Here is a 16171-nt window from a genome sequence, read left to right as displayed (position 1 = left end):
GCTGCTCCCCTGAGGGAAGGCGGGCGGTCAGCCCAGGTAGCCCTCCACCTCGTCGGCGGGCTGCACCCTCGCCGTGTCCGGGTCCTCCCCGAACTCCGCCTTGGCGCGGCGCCGGCGCAGCAGGTCCCAGCACTGGTCGAGCTGGACCTCGAGGTCGCGCAGCCGCGCCTGCTGGCCGGAGTCGAGGCCGTGCTCCTCGGACGTGCGCGCCCGCAGGGCGCGTTCCTCGGCGACGAGTTCGCTGATGCTGCCGAGTATCTGGTCGTTGTCCATGGCTCCTGCTCTCAGAGTACGAAGACCGTCTTGCCGCGTGCCCCGCCCGCACGGGACTGCGCGAGCGCGTCCGGCGCCCTCTCCAGGGGGAGTTCGGCGTCCACGGGCGCCGTCAGTGAGCCGTCGGCGGCGGCCGCGGCCAGGGTGTCCAGCAGGGCGGCGGAGGGGTGCTGCTGGAAGTCGATGCCCTCGACGCCGGCCGGAAGCCGGGCTTCGCCCGCCACGCCGCGGGTGGTCAGCGCGCGGCCGCCGGCGTGCACGAGGGCGGCGTTGGCCGCGAAGGAGGACGCGTCGGCCGACACCAGGTCGACCAGCGCATCGACGCCGTCCGGGCAGGCTTCCCGTACCGCGGCCGGAAGATCGCGGGAGGTGCTGTCGATGGTCGCCGCCGCGCCGAGCGCGGACATCCGGCCGTGCTCGTCGCCGCGTACGGCCGCCAGGACCTGGACGCCACGGGCCGCGGCGAGTTGGGTCAGGAACGTGCCGACGCCGCCCGCGGCGCCGATGAGCAGCAGGGACTGCCCGGCGCCCACCCTCGCCGCGTCCAGCACCTGCGCGGCGGTCATCCCGGCTGTGGGGAGCACGGCCGCCGTTTTCAGCGGGAGGCCGTCGGGGACGAAGGAGATGGCCGCGTCCTGCGGCATGACCACGTACTCGGCGTACGTACCGGTGCCGACCGGCGGCCTGGTCGCCTGGCCGAAGACCGCGTCACCCACCCGGAAGCGGCTGTCGCCGGGGCCGACCACATCCACCCTGCCGGCGAAGTCCGAGCCGATGACCAGCGGGAAGACATGCGGGACCCGGCCGGCGAGCGCTCCGTCGGCGGCTTTCCAGTCGAAGGGGTTCAGAGCCGCGTACGCGATCTTCACCAGCACCTCGCCCTCGCCGGGCTCCGGCTTGGGCACCTGGATCAGCTCGGCCTCGGCCTTGAACGCCCTGACCGCGACAGCGCGCATCCGCAACGCCTCCTGACGAACGGCCCCCCGCTGACGGACGGCCCCCGCGTCTCACCGACACTTCCACGACCCCACTCTTACGCGGGCACGCACTCAGCGCACGTCGTGCAGTTCGAGCCCGACGAGCAGCGCGCGGTGATCGGTGTCCGCCAGGTCCAGGAAGCGTGCCGAGCGGACTGAGAAGTCCTCGCTGACAAGCACATGGTCGATCTGCGCGCCCAGCGGGCGGGGGACCGCGGCGGGCCAGGAAGGGGTGCGGTCCGCGCCCACGAGGGTGGCGCTGTCGCGCAGCTGACCGGCGTCGAGGATGTGGCGGAAGGCGGCGTGGTCCTGGGTGGCGTTGAAGTCGCCCGCCACCAGCGTCGCCTCGCCCTTCACCCCGCTCGCGTACGAACGCACCCGGCCGAGTTCGCGGCGCCAGTCGCCGACGATGCCGGGCATGGGCGGCAGGGGGTGCGCGAGCTGCACATTCACCGGGTGCCCGGCGACGACGGCGACCGAGCCGGGCATCGCGAGCTCGCCGTCGATCCCCGGCGCCGCGCGCAGCGGATACTTGCTGAGGATCGCCGATCCGGAGGCCGAGTCGCCCTCGACCACATTGCGGTACGGGTAGTCGGTCCGCGAGACCCGGGATGCGAGCGCGTCCAAGCAGGTGCGCGAGCATTCCTCGACGAAGACCAGGTCGGGCTTCTCACGGCGGATGGCGGCCAGCAGCCCCTCGGTGGCGTTCCCGAACTTGATGTTCGATGTGAGCACCGTGACGCGGGCGACGACACGCCCCGGCGGATCGTCGGTCAGCCCGGTGTCGTACGGCCTGACGAACCACCCCGTGACGGCGAGTACGGCAGCCGCCCAGATCATGCCGGTGCGCCAGCGCGCGAGCAGGGCGAGCAGCAGCCCGGCTCCCGCGGGCAGCAGCAGCCAGGGCAGGAAGGCGAGCAGCTGGGGGACGGGCGTGATCCCGTCGGTGTCCGCGACGCGGCAGCCCACGACCACGCTGGGAGCGAGGAGCAGCAGGCCCGCGAGCCAGGCACCGGCGCGCCGTCCGTCCGAGGGGGCCAAGGGCGCGTCCGCCGCGTCCGGGGCCGCCGCCGGGATGGCGCTGTTCACAACCGGCCTCCGAGCCGCGGGATGGTCAGTCCTCCTTCGGAGCATACGGGCGCAGGGCGTCGATCAGCAGCTCCACCCCGAAGGTGAACTCCGCATCGTGATCGATCACCGCGAGCTTCGGCGCGAGTTTCGCCACCGCCGGGAAGCCCGAATTCGCGAGCTGCTCCGTGCGCTCCCGTACCGCCGACTCGTCCTCCCCCTTCACCGAGGGCGAATGGAACTCCCGGAGCAGGGAGCCGACTTGGAAGGCGATGAGCAGCCGCAGGGCGTGCACGGCGTCGGCCTCGTCGAAGCCGTGGTCGAGCAGGACGGCGAGGGAGCAGTTGATGGTGGGGAGTGCACTGGGGGAGGACAGCTGGCGGGTGAGGACGAGCTCGCAGGCGCGCGGGTGGCGCAGGGACGCCTGCCGGAACGCGTGCGCGACCGAACGGATGCCGTCCTCCCAGCCGCCGCCGGAGCGGCGGGAGAGCTGCATGTCATGGGTGATGAACTCGGTGACTCCGTCGAGGACGTCAGCCTTGCTGTCGACATGGTTGTAGAGCGACATGGCCTGGACACCGAGGGTGGTGGCGATCCGGCGCATGGAGAGCGCGTCCACACCCTCGTCGTCGATGATCCTCAGCGCGGCCTCGACGATCCGCTCGCGCGACAGCGGCTCGCGGGGTTCCCGCTCATCGCCAGGGGCGGATGTGCTGCGCTCCGTGGGGTGTTGACGGGATCTTCCGTCAGACATCGGGGGGCTCCTGGGTGGGTTTCGCGGACTCGTGCCCTACTCCTTGACGACTTACAGCGTAAGTGCTTCTCTCGGTCCCGTACTTACGGCGTAAGTACGGAATGGACTGGCCTGGAGGGCCCGGAAGATGAGCAAGGAAGCGCGCGAGGCATTCGTTCTCGCGCACATGGCGAGCGGCAACCGGCACGCGTACGACGACACCCGGATGACCTTCGGTCACCCCCGGTACGAGATCGTCGCCAGGGGTCAGGTCTTCGACGGGCCCACGGAGGCGGCGGCCGGTTCCTACGAGGCGACCCGCTCGGCCTTGCCCGGCCGACGCGATGAACTGGTCTGCGAGCGCGTCCACTTCGGCCCCGCGACCGTCCCCGCCCGGCTCGGCCTCGTGCCGTCCCTCCAACTCCCCGCGTAAGCCGGAGGCGCGCACGCATGTCTGTGCCCACCGTCCACCATCTCGACTGCGCCCCGATGCATCCGGTCGGCGGCGCCCCGCTGGTCGCCCACTGCCTGCTCGTGGAGACCGGCAGCAGCCTTGTCCTCGTCGACACGGGCCTCGGCACGGCGGATGTCGCCGACCCGCGGCGGCTCGGCACGTTCTTCCGGCGGACCGTGCGGCCCGAACTGGCCATGGCGCACACGGCGTACCACCAGATACGGGCGCTCGGATACGACCCGCGCGACGTGCAGGACATCGTGCTCACGCATCTCGACCTCGACCACGCGGGCGGTCTCGCGGACTTCCCCGACGCGCGAGTGCATGTGATGGCCGACGAGTACCGCGCGGCGATGCGCCGCGACACGCGCCGCGACGCCGGCCGCTACGTCACCGCGCAGTGGATCCACGGCCCGCACTGGACCGTCCACGACACGGCGGACTCCAACTGGCACGGGTTCGCGGCGTCCCGTGTCCTGCGCTTCCCGGACGTCCTGATGGTCCCGCTGCCGGGGCACACGCGGGGCCACTGCGCGGTGGCGGTGCAGCAGCCGGACCGCTGGCTGCTGCACGCGGGCGACGCGTACTTCTTCCACGGCGAGATGGACCTGCGCAGGCCGCGCTGCCCCCGCCCGCTGGCGCTGCACCAGCGTCTGGTGGCGGAGAACCACGGCCAGCGCCTGACGCAGCTGGAACGCCTGAGGGAGTTGCGCAGGGCGGACCCGAGGCTGATCCGGATCTTCTCCTCGCACGATGCGCAGGAGTTCGCGACGCTGAGCACGGAGAGTTTCGGCCACGTGAGGTGACGGTCCGGGGCGCGCGCAACGGGCGCATCCGCACTGGCAGAAGAGGCTTGGGGCCATGCGTGCCCCATTCTCAGTGTCCGGTCCGGTAGGTCTCGCGGGCGGGCCGCTACCCCTGGAGGGCCGGTTCCCACCTTGCCGTCTCGGAGGATGCTCAGTCGAGACAGAACTCGTTGCCCTCGATGTCCTGCATCGCGATGCAGGACTCGTTGTGGTCATCGGCAAGCAGCAGTTGCACCCGTGTCGCGCCGAGCGCGACCAGTCGTGCGCACTCGGCTTCGAGCGTGGCGAGGCGCTCTTCACCCACGAGCCCAGTGCCGACTCGCACGTCAAGATGGAGCCGATTCTTGACGACCCTCCCTTCTGGGACGCGCTGGAAGTACAGTCGCGGGCCCACGCCCGAGGGATCACTGCAGGCGAATGCTGAGCCCTGGCGCTCGGGCGGCAGAGAGCGATCGAATTCGTCCCACGTGGCAAACCCCTCCGGGGGCGGCGGTACGACGTACCCCAACACCTCGCACCAAAAGCGAGCGACGCGCTCAGGTTCTGCGCAGTCGAAGGTGACTTGGAACTGCTTGATCGATGACATCGGCGCACGATAGCAGGGGGATTCTGCAAGCCGGTCGGCCATGCTCACGGCCCCGCCGTGCGTCTGAGACCGGGGTTGGCAACCCCAGGGTGGACACAGCCCTGGCTGGGGTCGGAACACAAACGGATCGTTGAGGGCACCGCGCGGCGCCACGGCGGCGACGCCGCAGCCCACGCCCACGATCCGCACACCTCGTAGCCGTCCCACCCCATGCAGGAGTCCCCATGTCTCCCCAAACGTCCCTGGAGAGCAGCACCGGTGCCGGTCAGGGCACCGACCACGTCCGTGTCGCCGTCGTCACCGGTGGCTCGCGCGGTATCGGCCGCGAGGCGGTGAGCCGGCTGGCCGCCGACGGATTCGCCGTCGTCGTCGGGTTCGCGGGCAACCGTGACCTGGCCGAGGCGGCCGTCAAGGACGTCACCGCGGCCGGTGGCCGGGCGGTCGCCGTCCAGGCCGACGTCGCCGACGAGCACGCCGTGGCCGCGCTGTTCGCCACCGCCGAGTCCGAGTACGGCGGCGTCGACATCGTCGTCCACGCCGCCGGCCGGGCGTACCTGTCCTCCATCGCCGAGCTGGATCTGGCCGAGCTGGACGCGGTGCACCGCACCAACATCCGCGGGACGTTCGTCGTCGCCCAGCAGGCCGCCCGCACGGTCCGCGAGGGAGGGGCCGTCATCACCTTCTCCACGTCGGTGGTGGGCCTGGCCTTCCCCAAATACGGTCCCTACAGCGCCAGCAAGGGCGCTGTGGAGGCCCTCACGCTGATCCTCGCCCGCGAGCTGCGCGGCCGGGACATCACCGTGAACGCCGTCGCCCCCGGCCCCACCGCCACCGAGCTCTTCTTCGAGGGCAAGGACGAGGAGACCATCGCCCGCCTCGCCGCCCAGCCCCCGCTGGAGCGGCTCGGCACCCCCGCCGACATCGCCGAGGTCGTCGCCTTCCTCGCCTCCCCCGCCGGCCACTGGGTCAACGGCCAGGTCATCCGCGCCAACGGCGGCATCATCTGACCCGCCCCGGCGCCGTCCACGGACAACCTGCTCACCGCAGGCAGCTCCCTGTAACCCCCGATAGAGAGAGAACAACCATGCCGTTCGCGAATTTCAAGGTCCCCGCCGGCACCCTCGACGAGAAGCAGAAGGAGGAGATCGTCACCCGTACCACCGAGCTGTACGTCGAGATCTACGGCGAGCGGGCGCGCGCCAACACCATGGTCCTGGTCGAGGAGGTCACCGACGGCGGCTGGGGCATCGGCGGCAGCGTCCTGACCCTCGCCATGCTCCAGCAGAGCCCGGAGGACTGACGACCGCACCGGCCCGCTCGACCAAGCGCGGCCCGACACCCCTCGCTCGTCCGTCGGCCGAGCCTGTCGCCGGACTTGCCAGGCGGTGGGCGCGGGTGTGCCCTGAAAGGAGGACGCGGGGGAACGAGAGGGAAGGAGCTCTCCGCCATGGCCGCACACGCAGCGGTGCCCGCACGGCACCACGGTTCTCTCGGCTGGGCGATGCCCGTCAGTCTGGGCCTCGCCTACGGCACCTACGTGCTGTTCATCCGCCACGCCTGGGGTGACGTCACCTGGGGCGATGTCCTTTACGCCTTCGTCGCCGGCGTGATTCTCGCGGCGCTGGCGTTCGTTCTGGGCCGGACCCAGCATCTGCTGCCGCGTGAGCTGCGCGCCGGGGCGTACGGGGCGCTGTGCGGCGTGGCCATTGGCTTCCTGTACAGCCTGACCGGGGAGAGCGTGCTGAGTTCCGTCGGGATAGGGGCCATCTTCGGCGCGGTGATGCTGGCCGTCTCCTTCTACCTCTTCTATATGAGAGAGGACTAGACGGTGCCCCTGCAGGGGCTCTGACCTGCGGTTCTCCATGTGGCGCGCGGCCGCCGGACCCGATCCGGCGGCCGCGCACCGCTCTCGCCGTCACCCGCGGGACGGTGACGGCTTACGCGATACGGGCCGCAGGCACCTGCGCACGCGCGCCGACGCTGCCGGTCATCAGGCCCGCGAGCTCGCCGCCCGCGCGTTCGATGCGCTGCGGAAGGGTGTCGGTGAGGGCGTCGCCCGTCCCGCCCCAGTCCTCCGATGCCGCGTACACCGCTGTCGGCACGACCAGCGCCCGCAGATGGGCGAACAGCGGTCGCAGCGCGTGCTCCAGCACCAGCGAGTGCCGTGCCGTTCCACCAGTCGCCGCGATCAGCACCGGCTTCCCGGTGAGCGCGTCGGGCTCGATCAGGTCGAAGAACGACTTGAACAGACCGCTGTACGAGGCCGCGAACACCGGCGTCACCGCGATCAGCCCGTCCGCCTCCGTCACCGCCTCGATGGCCTCGGCGAGCGCGGGCGCCGGGAACCCGGTCACCAGATTGTTGGCGATCGGCACGGCCAACTCACGCAGCTCGACGACGCGCACCTGCACATCGACGTCCTGCTCGCCGAGCCCGCCGCGTACGGACTGAGTCAGCCGGTCGGCCAGCAGCCGGGTCGACGACGGCACGCTCAGCCCGGCCGACACGGCGACCAGCTTCAGCGTTGTCATGGGTCAGGCCTCCTTCGTGGCTACGGCGACGGCTGGGTGCAGCGGCGCGGTCTGAGGCACACCCGCCGGCCGCAGGTTCGCGAACTCCTTGCGCAGCACCGGTACGACCTCCTCACCGAGGATGTCGAGCTGCTCCAGGACCGTCTTCAGCGGCAGTCCCGCGTGGTCCATCAGGAACAGCTGGCGCTGGTAGTCGCCCACGGCCTCACGGAAGCCGAGCGTGCGCTCGATGACTTCCTGCGGGGAGCCGACGGTCAGCGGGGTCTGCTCGGTGAAGTCCTCGAGCGAGGGCCCGTGCCCGTAGACCGGTGCGTTGTCGAAGTAGGGCCGGAACTCGGCCACCGCGTCCTGGGAGTTCTTGCGCATGAAGACCTGTCCGCCGAGACCGACGATGGCCTGCTCGGGGGTGCCGTGGCCGTAGTGCGCGTAACGCTTGCGGTAGAGCTCGACCATCTTCCTGGTGTGCTCCATCGGCCAGAAGATGTTGTTGTGGAAGAAGCCGTCGCCGTAGTACGCGGCCTGCTCGGCGATCTCGGGAGAACGGATGGAGCCGTGCCAGACGAACGGCGGGACGCCGTCCAGCGGGCGCGGCGTCGCGGTGAAGCTCTGCAGCGGCGTACGGAACTTGCCCTCCCAGTCCACGACGTCCTCGCGCCACAGCTTGTGCAGCAGGGCGTAGTTCTCCATGGCGAGCGGGATGCCGTGACGGATGTCCTGCCCGAACCACGGATAGACCGGCCCGGTGTTGCCGCGGCCCATCATCAGGTCGACCCGGCCGTCGGCCAGGTGCTGGAGCATCGCGTAGTCCTCGGCGATCTTCACCGGGTCGTTGGTGGTGATCAGCGTCGTGGAGGTGGACAGGATGAGGTTCTCGGTGCGGGCGGCGATGTGCCCGAGCAGGGTGGTGGGCGAGGAGGGCACGAAGGGCGGGTTGTGATGCTCACCGGTCGCGAAGACGTCGAGTCCGACCTCTTCGGCCTTCAGCGCGATGGCGACCATCGCCTTGATCCGCTCGTGCTCGGTCGGCGCGGTGCCGTTGGTCGGATCGGTGGTCACATCGCCGACGGTGAAGATCCCGAACTGCATCGTGTTCGCCTCCAGGGGTCCAGTTGGTTGAATCTTAAACTGCCAGCTGGAACGGAGGAGGGGTTTCGTCTATTCCGCCGCCCGTACTCTGGAGCGACGGAGTGTCGGAGCGACTGACGCAACGGTGACGCGAGGAGCGACGGGTGAGCGAGAGCGAGAGCTGGAAGGAGCGGGGGGTTGCGCTGCGGGTCTTCGTGTACATCTTCGCGACGCATCTGTTCGCCGGGTTCGTGTACCTGCTGTTCTACGTGGGGGAGCACGCGCAGAAGTAAGCGGACCCGCCCCGCCCCGCCCGTCCCGCTCAGCCCCGCCCCGCCGCCTCCGTCGCCGTCGCGAACAGCTGGCGGAATGCGTCCGCCGACTCCGAGCCCGAGCGGCCGAACGGTGCGTCGAAGTCCCAGACCAGGAAGAGCAGGAACGCGATCAGCGCGCTGAAGAGACCGGCCATCAGCAGCTCCCTCGGCGTGCGGCCGATCTGCAGCGTGAAGATCAGGCCGACCGTCACCAACGCCCCGGTGATCAGGCCGAACCACACCACACCCGGAAGCGTCGCCCCGGCGTTCTCCGCGCGGGCGTTGCGCGCGTCGTCCGCGATCGCGATCTGGTCGAGCAGCGGCTGGTAGGCCTGCGCCTCCAGTTCGCCCTCGGGCGCCCTCTCCGCGATGTCGGTACGGACCGCCGCGAGCAACTCCGAGCCCCGGTCGGGCAGTTCGCTGTGGTCGACCATCCTCGGCCATTCCACCTGGACGACATGAGTGACATACCGGTTGATGTCCGCATGCAGCTTCTCCCGGACATCGGCCGGATAGACCTGGGCCCGCTGGGACGCCTCGTGCAGGGCCTGCGCCTCGCGCCGCACATCGTCCTGCGCGGCACTCCGCGCCTCCCACACGCCCGCGATGGCCAGCCCGAGCACGATCGCGTACACGACGCCGACCATCATCGTCATGTATTCGAGGACGTCGGGTGTCTCGCTGCCGTCCTCCTCGGCCACCCCCGCCCTGCTCAGCCGGTACTGCCTGAACAGCACGATGACGAGGACGAAGGCGCACGCGGCGGCCATCGCGAGGACCAGGACCAGCCATTCCGACATGACAGTTCTCCGGAGGGTGTGTGGGGAGCCGGGGAGGGACGGTGGTTCAGGAGCGGCCGCGCCCGGAGGAGGCGGACCGTGAGCGGGGCCGCAGCGCTGCGGCCGCCAGGACTGCCGGTGTGGTCGTCACCAGCATCAGGACCGTGAGCGGGGTCCCGGTGGCGGCCGGTTTCCCGGCCGCCCGGCGGTAGTTGCGTACGGCGTGGACGGGTGGCCGCGCTGCGGGCTTCACCCCGGGAGCCGGAGCCGGAGAGGGAGGCGGATCCGCGACGGGTGCCTTCGAGGGGGAGGGCTCCGGGGGCACGGGCGAGGGCGGCTCCGGATCGGGCGGCGACGGCGGCGGGGGCAACGGGTCCGCCGGAGTGCTGGGCGGTGCCGGAGTCGACGGCACGGGCCGCGGGGGCGTGGGCGCGGGGGCAGGTGTCGGTGCAGGTCTGGGCGCCGGGGTGCAGCTCCCGATGTGGACCGACAGCGGCCCGACGTCCACGCACAAGGCGATGCCGCACCCCTGCGAGCCCAGAATCGCCACGATCCCCAGTACGCACAACTGCTTCCATCCCGCCACAGCGGCACGCTACGGGCGCGCGACCCGGCCGGACGACCACCATCACCCGTACGACTGATCAGCACACTTGTCGGACTGTCGCCACCGAGTAGCCGAGATCACCCGCCCCCTCTTTTGCACCTTGTTGCATAATCGCTTCGGGGTCGCTACAACTGGACCGTCGACCCCTGCGCGAGGAGGCGCCCCCATGAGCCCGAACCCGAACCCGAACCCGTACCCGCATCTGCTGAGCCCGCTCGACCTCGGGTTCACCACCCTGCCCAACCGGGTGCTCATGGGCTCCATGCACGTCGGCCTCGAAGAGGCGGAGAACGGCTTCGAGCGGATGGCCGCCTTCTACGCCGCGCGCGCCCGCGGCGGCGCCGGCCTCATCGTCACCGGTGGCATCGCGCCCAACGACCGCGGCCGCCCGTACGAGGGCGGCGCCAAGCTCACCACCGAGGCCGAGGCCGAGCAGCACAGGACCGTCACCGACGCCGTGCACGCCGAGGGCGGGCGGATCGCCATGCAGATCCTGCACTTCGGCCGGTACGCGTACCACGCGGACCTCGTCGCGCCCAGCGCCATCCAGGCCCCCATCAGCCCCTTCGTCCCGCATGCCCTCACCGACGCCGAGGTCGAGGAGACGATCGAGGACTACGCACGGGCGGCACGGCTCGCGCAGTCCACCGGGTACGACGGCGTCGAGATCATGGGCTCCGAGGGCTACTTCATCAATGAGTTCATCGCCGCCGCCACCAACCACCGCACCGACCGCTGGGGCGGCTCGTACGAGAACCGGATCCGGCTCCCCCTGGAGATCGTCCGCCGCACCCGCGAGCGCGTCGGCCCCGACTTCATCCTGATCTACCGCCTCTCCATGCTCGATCTCGTCCCCGGCGGCTCCTCGCTCGAAGAGGTGGTCACGCTCGCCAAGGAGATCGAGGCGGCCGGAGCGACGATCATCAACACCGGGATCGGCTGGCACGAGGCCCGTATCCCCACCATCGCGACCTCGGTGCCGCGCGGCGCGTACACCTGGGTGACCAGGAAGCTGATGGGCTCCGTTTCCGTCCCCCTGGTGACCAGCAACCGCATCAACACCCCCGAGGTGGCCGAGCAGTTGCTGGCCGAGGGCCGCGCGGACATGGTGTCGCTGGCCCGCCCGTTCCTCGCCGACCCCGAATTCGTCGCCAAGGCGCAGGCGGACCGCGCGGAGACCATCAACACCTGCATCGGCTGCAACCAGGCCTGCCTGGACCACACCTTCAGCGGGAAGATCACTTCCTGCCTGGTCAACCCGCGCGCCTGCCACGAGACCGAGCTGGTCCTCTCCCCGACCCGGCTGCGCAAGCGCGTCGCCGTGATCGGCGCGGGTCCCGCGGGGCTCGCCTGCGCGGTCTCGGCGGCCGAGCGCGGCCACGAGGTGACGCTCTTCGACGCGGCGGACGAGATAGGCGGCCAGCTGAACGTCGCCAAGCGGATCCCCGGCAAGGAGGAGTTCAACGAGACGCTGCGCTACTTCCGTACGCAGCTCGAACTGCACGGCGTCGAGGTCCGCCTCGGCGTCCGCGCGACCTCGGACCAGCTCGCGTCGGCCGCGTACGACGAGATCGTGGTCGCCACCGGGGTCACGCCCAGGACCCCCGAGATCGAGGGCGTCGACCACCCGAGCGTCCTCAGCTACCTCGACGTCCTGCGCGACGGCGCCCCCGTCGGCGAGCGGGTCGCGGTCATCGGCGCGGGCGGTATCGGCTTCGACGTCGCGGAGTTCCTGACCGACGGCGGCGAGGGCGCGAGCCTGGACGCCGAGACGTACTTCCGGCAGTGGGGCGTCGACACCGACTACAGCGCGCGGGGCGGGCTGAGGGCTCCCGAGCGCCCGAAGCCGCCGCGGTCCGTCCACCTCCTGCAGCGCAAGAGCAGCAAGGTCGGCGCGGGTCTGGGCAAGACGACGGGCTGGATCCACCGGACGGAGCTCAAGCACCGCGGGGTGACGATGACGGCCGGGGCGACCTACGAGCGCATCGACGACGAGGGCCTGCATGTCAGCGTCGACGGCACGACCACCGTGCTCCCGGTCGACACCGTCGTGCTGTGCGCCGGCCAGGAGCCGCAGCGCGGACTGTACGAGGAGCTGAGCGCCGCGGGCCGCTCGGTGCACCTGATCGGCGGCGCGGACGTGGCGGCCGAGCTGGACGCCAAGCGCGCGATCGACCAGGGCACGCGGCTGGCGGCGACGCTGTAGCGGATCCTTAGGATCGGGCCATGTCCCTCCCGCACGCGATCCTCACGGCCCTGCTCGAGAAGCCCTCGTCGGGTCTTGAGCTGACCCGCCGTTTCGACAGGTCGATCGGCTACTTCTGGTCGGCCACGCACCAGCAGATATACCGCGAGCTGGGGAAACTGGAGCAGGCGGGCCAGATCCGGGCCCTTCCCGCCGCGCAGCCCACCCGCGGGCAGAAGAAGGAGTACGAGGTCCTGCCCGCGGGCCGCGCGGAGCTGACGGCCTGGGTCGCGAGGTCGGAGGACCCCAGACCGGCGCGCGACCCGCTGCTGTTGCGGCTGCGCGCTGCGGGTGTGGTGGGCAGCGCGGGCCTGGAGGCGGAGCTGGAACGCCATCTGGGGCTGCACCGGCGCCAGTTGGAGGAGTATCTGGCGATCGAAGAGCGCGACTTCCCGCCCGACCGGCAGGCGACGGAGCAGGACCGGCTGCGGCATGTGGTGCTGCGGGGCGGGATCGAGCTGGAGACGTTCTGGACGAAGTGGCTGACGGAGGCGCTGGCGGGGTTCCGTACGGGAGCCTGACGCCTGTGACGACTGGCCTTGGGTCTCCTGCGGACGGAGTAGCCCGGCATGCGGCATCTGACGACCCGTGAGACGGTCGCCGCGTGACCGATTCCATGTTCACCGTCTTTGTCGCGGCCGCTCTCGCTCTGATCGTGACCTCCGTGCGCGGCTTCTCCCGCGCCGGAGGTACGGACCCGTCCGCCGAGGCGCGCTCCGTGACGCTCGCGCTGTACGGCTGTGGTGTCGCCGTACTGACGTTGGCCCTGTTCATCACGCGGACCTAGCTCGCCTGGCTCGGCAACGGGCATTGTCAGTGCCGGCTGGCACGATCGTCCGCATGACTGGGACGACTGCTTCGATCACCGACTACTGGGACGCCGCCGCGTCCGCCTTCGACGACGAGCCGGACCACGGTCTGCGCGCCGAACAGACCCGCACCGCATGGGCCGTGCGCCTGCGCTCCTGGGTTCCGTCCGGTCCTGCGGACGCGCTCGACGTACTCGACGTCGGCTGCGGCACCGGGTCCCTGTCCCTGCTCCTCGCCGAGTCCGGCAACCGGGTCACCGGGGTCGACCTGGCTCCCCGCATGGTCGACGAGGCCCGCGCGAAGCTGGGCACGGCGGGGTTCGCGGCGCGTTTCCTGGTCGGCGACGCGGCGCTGCCGCCGACGGGCGACGAGCGTTATGACGTCCTGCTCTCGCGGCACCTGCTGTGGACCCTGCCCGACCCGGAGGCCGCCCTGCGCGAATGGGTCGGGCGCCTGCGCCCGGGCGGTCTGCTGATCCTGATCGAGGGCCGCTGGCGCGAGGCGGGCCAGAGGGGTGTGCCGTATGTGGCCGGAGCCGAGACCCTGCCGTGGCACGGCGGCGTCGGCGCGGATGCACTGGCGGCCGCGGTGCGCCCGCTCGTAGACACGCTGCGCATCGAACCACTCAGCGACGACCCGCATTTGTGGGGACGCCCGGTGACGGACGAGCGGTACGCGCTCATAGCCCAGGTCTAGGAGAGGGCCCGGCGGTACGCTGGCGCTCGTGCCCCGAGTGGTGGAACTGACGTCCTATCCGATCAAGGGATGCGCGGGCGTTGCGCTGACAGAAGCGCAGATGACCCGGGCGGGTCTCGCTCATGACCGCAGCTTCATGGTGGTCGGCGAGAACGGCGCATTCCGCAGCCAGCGGCGCGATCCACGACTTGCGGTCGTCCGCCCCGCGATCTCGGCCGACGGCGGGCAACTCACGCTCCACGCACCGGGTGTTGACGCCGTTCGTATCGACGTCGACCGCGCTTCGGCGCGGGTCGGGGTGGAGCTGTTCGGTACGGCGTACGAGGGCATCGACCAGGGCCGGGCAGCCGCCGAATGGCTCTCCGGCGTACTGGGCACACCGAGCAGACTCGTGTGCGTGCCGCCGGAACACGGGCGCCTGACGGACGGGTTGACGCCCGGCACCTCCGGCTATGCCGACAGCAGCCCGGTGCACATGCTGTCGGTCTCCTCCCTTCAGGCGCTGAACCGGCGGATCGCGCAGAAGGGCTCCGGCCCGCTGCCGATGACCCGGTTCCGCCCGAACATCGTGGTCGACGGCTGGGACGAGCCGCATACGGAGGACCGGGCCCGTCGTATCACCGTCGGGAGCGCCGAGCTCGGTTACGCGAAGCTCGCGATCCGCTGTGCGGTCACCCTGGTCGACCAGAGCAGCGGCGCGAAGGCGGGCCCGGAGCCGCTGCGTACGCTCGCGGGCTATCGGCGGGCGGCCGAGGGCGGTGTGGCGTTCGGCTCGAAGTTCTCGGTGGTACGGACGGGCGAACTCGCTCTCGGCGATGACGTCGTCGTCGACGAGTGGGAAGGCTGAGGCGTCCGACCGGGCGGAGCCGACGGGGTCAGCCGGCCACGCTCTGCGCCGCCAGGTGCGAGGTGAACCAGTCCCGGGCGAGCTCGGCTACCCGGTCCAGGGCACCCGGTTCCTCGAAGAGGTGCGTGGCGCCCGGCACGATCTCCAGCCGGTTCTCGCAGTGCAGCTGCGTCTGCGCCTGGCGGTTGAGATCGAGGACGAGGGCGTCGTGCCCGCCGACGATGAGAAGCGTGGGGGCGCGTACGTCGCCGAGGGACGGCCCGGCGAGATCGGGGCGGCCGCCGCGGGAGACCACGGCCCCGATGTCCGCACCGGATTCCGTCACGGCGGCGGCCCGCAGCGCCGCCGCGGCTCCGGTGCTCGCCCCGAAGTAGCCGATCGGGAGGGATTCGCGGCCCCGCAGCCAGCGGGTGGCGTCGGCGAGCCGCCGGGCCAGGGTCTCGATGTCGAAGACGTTGGCCCGGTCCGACTCCTCGGCGGGAGTGAGCAGATCGAAGAGCAGGGTGCCCAGGCCCGCCCGGTTCAGGGCGCCCGCCACGAAGCGGTTGCGGGGGCTGTGGCGGCTGCTGCCGGAGCCGTGGGCGAACATCACGACCGCCGCGGCACCCGCCGGGAGGGTGAGGTCGCCGGCGAGAGCGACCCCTCCCGCGTCCACATCCACCTCGGCCTCGGAACCTGTCGACGCGCCGTGCGCCGACGCCTGTGCGAGCAGCGAGGCGACCTCCTCGTCGGGAGTCTGCGAGAAGTCCATGTACCACTCGCCGACGGCGCGGAAGGCGCGCGGCGTCGACAGGGACACCACCTCGTCCGCCTCGGCGCGCAGCCACTCGACGGCGTCGGGCGGTGCGACCGGCACGGCCAGCACCACGCGGCCGGCGCCCTGCGCCTGTACGACCTGGCAGGCCGCCGCGGCCGTGGCACCGGTCGCGATCCCGTCGTCCACGATGATCACGGTCCGGCCGGTCAGCGCGAGCCGCGGCCGGTCCGCCCTGAAGCGCCTCGCCTGCCGCGCGAGCTCCGCCTCCTCGGCCCGCTCGACCGACTTGAGCTCGTCCTGCCCCGCCCTGCTCATACGGACGATGTCGTCGCTGATGACCCGCACCCCGCCCTCGCCGATGGCCCCGAATCCCAGCTCCCGGTGGTACGGAACCCCCAGCTTGCGGACCACGATCACGTCGAGCGGCGCCCCGAGCGCCCGCGCCACCTCGAAGGCCACCGGCACTCCGCCCCGGGGCAGGCCCAGAACGACGGGCTCCTCCCCCTGCAGGTGCCGTAGCGCTTCGGCAAGCTGTCGTCCTGCGTCAATGCGGTCGGTGAAGAGCACGGTTGTTCACTCCCCCGCGCGTATTGCCCGTTTTGTAGCTATTTTACAAGGCGGCG

Annotated in this window: 22 protein-coding genes; 13 read left to right on the top strand and 9 right to left on the bottom strand. The window is 71.2% G+C overall.

The features are described from left to right. Positions 1-27 precede the first annotated feature (27 nt). The 4 genes from OHA61_RS18420 to OHA61_RS18405 all read right to left on the bottom strand — a co-directional run bounded on the left by OHA61_RS18420 (position 28) and on the right by OHA61_RS18405 (position 3072). The gene (locus tag OHA61_RS18420; RefSeq protein ID WP_324990664.1) at positions 28-273 is read right to left on the bottom strand and encodes a DUF2630 family protein; all 246 of its coding nucleotides are present in this window, start codon (positions 271-273) and stop codon (positions 28-30) included. 11 nt (positions 274-284) lie between these two features. Then, complete coding sequence (locus OHA61_RS18415) at positions 285-1229, bottom strand: NADP-dependent oxidoreductase (RefSeq protein WP_406303947.1); 945 nt, start codon at positions 1227-1229, stop codon at positions 285-287. A 93-nt stretch (positions 1230-1322) separates the two neighbouring features. Beyond that, complete coding sequence (locus OHA61_RS18410; RefSeq protein ID WP_406303946.1) at positions 1323-2384, bottom strand: endonuclease/exonuclease/phosphatase family protein; 1062 nt, start codon at positions 2382-2384, stop codon at positions 1323-1325. Beyond that, the gene (locus OHA61_RS18405; protein ID WP_406303945.1) at positions 2365-3072 is read right to left on the bottom strand and encodes a TetR/AcrR family transcriptional regulator C-terminal domain-containing protein; all 708 of its coding nucleotides are present in this window, start codon (positions 3070-3072) and stop codon (positions 2365-2367) included. Before OHA61_RS18405 ends, OHA61_RS18410 begins: the two co-directional genes overlap by 20 nt. A 127-nt stretch (positions 3073-3199) precedes the next feature. Here OHA61_RS18405 and OHA61_RS18400 point away from each other — a divergent pair, with 127 nt between their 5' ends. Next, the gene (locus OHA61_RS18400; RefSeq protein WP_406303944.1) at positions 3200-3484 is read left to right on the top strand and encodes a hypothetical protein; all 285 of its coding nucleotides are present in this window, start codon (positions 3200-3202) and stop codon (positions 3482-3484) included. A 17-nt stretch (positions 3485-3501) separates the two neighbouring features. Then, a complete protein-coding gene (locus tag OHA61_RS18395; RefSeq protein WP_406303943.1) occupies positions 3502-4311 on the top strand; it encodes an MBL fold metallo-hydrolase in 810 nt (269 codons plus the stop codon). A gap of 151 nt (positions 4312-4462) precedes the next feature. On the opposite strand, the gene OHA61_RS18390 is transcribed toward OHA61_RS18395, so the two are convergent. Then, positions 4463-4897, bottom strand: a complete 435-nt coding sequence (locus tag OHA61_RS18390) for a VOC family protein (RefSeq protein ID WP_406303942.1) — start codon at positions 4895-4897, stop codon at positions 4463-4465. 224 nt (positions 4898-5121) lie between these two features. Here OHA61_RS18390 and OHA61_RS18385 point away from each other — a divergent pair, with 224 nt between their 5' ends. The 3 genes from OHA61_RS18385 (at position 5122) to OHA61_RS18375 (ending at position 6722) form a co-directional block, all read left to right on the top strand. Next, complete coding sequence (locus OHA61_RS18385; RefSeq protein WP_406303941.1) at positions 5122-5904, top strand: SDR family oxidoreductase; 783 nt, start codon at positions 5122-5124, stop codon at positions 5902-5904. Positions 5905-5981: 77 nt separating this feature from the next. Next, on the top strand, positions 5982-6197 hold the full coding sequence (locus OHA61_RS18380; RefSeq protein ID WP_406303940.1) for a tautomerase family protein: 216 nt from the start codon (positions 5982-5984) through the stop codon (positions 6195-6197). Between the two features lie 147 nt (positions 6198-6344). Next, the gene (locus OHA61_RS18375; protein WP_324990682.1) at positions 6345-6722 is read left to right on the top strand and encodes a hypothetical protein; all 378 of its coding nucleotides are present in this window, start codon (positions 6345-6347) and stop codon (positions 6720-6722) included. Between the two features lie 112 nt (positions 6723-6834). Here the strand turns inward: OHA61_RS18375 and OHA61_RS18370 are convergent, their stop codons facing one another. Both OHA61_RS18370 and OHA61_RS18365 read right to left on the bottom strand, forming a co-directional pair. Then, positions 6835-7428: an FMN reductase gene (locus OHA61_RS18370; protein WP_406303939.1), complete on the bottom strand. Its 594-nt coding sequence runs from the start codon at positions 7426-7428 to the stop codon at positions 6835-6837. A gap of 3 nt (positions 7429-7431) precedes the next feature. After that, entirely contained in the window at positions 7432-8514 is a 1083-nt protein-coding gene (locus OHA61_RS18365; RefSeq protein WP_389368581.1) for an LLM class flavin-dependent oxidoreductase, read from the bottom strand. 143 nt (positions 8515-8657) lie between these two features. Between OHA61_RS18365 and OHA61_RS18360 the strand changes: the two genes are divergently transcribed. Then, positions 8658-8786: a DUF6126 family protein gene (locus OHA61_RS18360; protein WP_222123134.1), complete on the top strand. Its 129-nt coding sequence runs from the start codon at positions 8658-8660 to the stop codon at positions 8784-8786. A 29-nt stretch (positions 8787-8815) separates the two neighbouring features. Here OHA61_RS18360 and OHA61_RS18355 read toward each other — a convergent pair whose 3' ends face one another. Beyond that, the gene (locus tag OHA61_RS18355; RefSeq protein WP_406303938.1) at positions 8816-9607 is read right to left on the bottom strand and encodes a hypothetical protein; all 792 of its coding nucleotides are present in this window, start codon (positions 9605-9607) and stop codon (positions 8816-8818) included. A gap of 41 nt (positions 9608-9648) precedes the next feature. On the opposite strand from OHA61_RS18355, the gene OHA61_RS18350 reads away from it, so the two are divergent. The 7 genes from OHA61_RS18350 to OHA61_RS18320 all read left to right on the top strand — a co-directional run bounded on the left by OHA61_RS18350 (position 9649) and on the right by OHA61_RS18320 (position 14791). Next, positions 9649-9798: a hypothetical protein gene (locus tag OHA61_RS18350; protein ID WP_389368579.1), complete on the top strand. Its 150-nt coding sequence runs from the start codon at positions 9649-9651 to the stop codon at positions 9796-9798. Continuing rightward, positions 9799-10230, top strand: coding sequence for a hypothetical protein (locus OHA61_RS18345; RefSeq protein ID WP_406303937.1), 432 nt, complete (start codon positions 9799-9801; stop codon positions 10228-10230). Positions 10231-10359: 129 nt separating this feature from the next. Beyond that, the gene (locus OHA61_RS18340; protein ID WP_406303936.1) at positions 10360-12399 is read left to right on the top strand and encodes an FAD-dependent oxidoreductase; all 2040 of its coding nucleotides are present in this window, start codon (positions 10360-10362) and stop codon (positions 12397-12399) included. Between the two features lie 20 nt (positions 12400-12419). Next, positions 12420-12959: a PadR family transcriptional regulator gene (locus tag OHA61_RS18335; RefSeq protein WP_324990695.1), complete on the top strand. Its 540-nt coding sequence runs from the start codon at positions 12420-12422 to the stop codon at positions 12957-12959. Positions 12960-13042: 83 nt separating this feature from the next. Then, positions 13043-13225 carry a hypothetical protein gene (locus OHA61_RS18330; protein WP_406303935.1) on the top strand — a complete coding sequence of 61 codons (183 nt, stop codon included), beginning with the start codon at positions 13043-13045 and terminating at the stop codon, positions 13223-13225. Positions 13226-13278: 53 nt separating this feature from the next. Beyond that, positions 13279-13944, top strand: coding sequence for a class I SAM-dependent methyltransferase (locus tag OHA61_RS18325; protein ID WP_406303934.1), 666 nt, complete (start codon positions 13279-13281; stop codon positions 13942-13944). A 28-nt stretch (positions 13945-13972) separates the two neighbouring features. Further along, positions 13973-14791: an MOSC domain-containing protein gene (locus OHA61_RS18320; RefSeq protein ID WP_406303933.1), complete on the top strand. Its 819-nt coding sequence runs from the start codon at positions 13973-13975 to the stop codon at positions 14789-14791. Between the two features lie 28 nt (positions 14792-14819). On the opposite strand, the gene OHA61_RS18315 is transcribed toward OHA61_RS18320, so the two are convergent. Beyond that, on the bottom strand, positions 14820-16115 hold the full coding sequence (locus OHA61_RS18315; protein WP_406303932.1) for a phosphoribosyltransferase family protein: 1296 nt from the start codon (positions 16113-16115) through the stop codon (positions 14820-14822). Positions 16116-16171: the final 56 nt, after the last annotated feature.

This window comes from Streptomyces sp. NBC_00885 (genome assembly GCF_045207475.1).
Taxonomy (GTDB): Bacteria; Actinomycetota; Actinomycetes; order Streptomycetales; family Streptomycetaceae; genus Streptomyces.
Note: the sequence above shows the minus strand (reverse complement) of the source record. Positions and strands in the feature narration are given on the sequence as shown.

Bases quoted from the DNA above. Each gene is read 5' to 3' on its own strand.
- OHA61_RS18420 (WP_324990664.1), bottom strand. From the start codon at position 273: ATGGACAACGACCAGATACTCGGCAGCATCAGCGAACTCGTCGCCGAG.
- OHA61_RS18415 (WP_406303947.1), bottom strand. From the start codon at position 1,229: ATGCGCGCTGTCGCGGTCAGGGCGTTCAAGGCCGAGGCCGAGCTGATC.
- OHA61_RS18410 (WP_406303946.1), bottom strand. From the start codon at position 2,384: ATGCTCCGAAGGAGGACTGACCATCCCGCGGCTCGGAGGCCGGTTGTG.
- OHA61_RS18405 (WP_406303945.1), bottom strand. From the start codon at position 3,072: ATGTCTGACGGAAGATCCCGTCAACACCCCACGGAGCGCAGCACATCC.
- OHA61_RS18400 (WP_406303944.1), top strand. From the start codon at position 3,200: ATGAGCAAGGAAGCGCGCGAGGCATTCGTTCTCGCGCACATGGCGAGC.
- OHA61_RS18395 (WP_406303943.1), top strand. From the start codon at position 3,502: ATGTCTGTGCCCACCGTCCACCATCTCGACTGCGCCCCGATGCATCCG.
- OHA61_RS18390 (WP_406303942.1), bottom strand. From the start codon at position 4,897: ATGTCATCGATCAAGCAGTTCCAAGTCACCTTCGACTGCGCAGAACCT.
- OHA61_RS18385 (WP_406303941.1), top strand. From the start codon at position 5,122: ATGTCTCCCCAAACGTCCCTGGAGAGCAGCACCGGTGCCGGTCAGGGC.
- OHA61_RS18380 (WP_406303940.1), top strand. From the start codon at position 5,982: ATGCCGTTCGCGAATTTCAAGGTCCCCGCCGGCACCCTCGACGAGAAG.
- OHA61_RS18375 (WP_324990682.1), top strand. From the start codon at position 6,345: ATGGCCGCACACGCAGCGGTGCCCGCACGGCACCACGGTTCTCTCGGC.
- OHA61_RS18370 (WP_406303939.1), bottom strand. From the start codon at position 7,428: ATGACAACGCTGAAGCTGGTCGCCGTGTCGGCCGGGCTGAGCGTGCCG.
- OHA61_RS18365 (WP_389368581.1), bottom strand. From the start codon at position 8,514: ATGCAGTTCGGGATCTTCACCGTCGGCGATGTGACCACCGATCCGACC.
- OHA61_RS18355 (WP_406303938.1), bottom strand. From the start codon at position 9,607: ATGTCGGAATGGCTGGTCCTGGTCCTCGCGATGGCCGCCGCGTGCGCC.
- OHA61_RS18340 (WP_406303936.1), top strand. From the start codon at position 10,360: ATGAGCCCGAACCCGAACCCGAACCCGTACCCGCATCTGCTGAGCCCG.
- OHA61_RS18335 (WP_324990695.1), top strand. From the start codon at position 12,420: ATGTCCCTCCCGCACGCGATCCTCACGGCCCTGCTCGAGAAGCCCTCG.
- OHA61_RS18325 (WP_406303934.1), top strand. From the start codon at position 13,279: ATGACTGGGACGACTGCTTCGATCACCGACTACTGGGACGCCGCCGCG.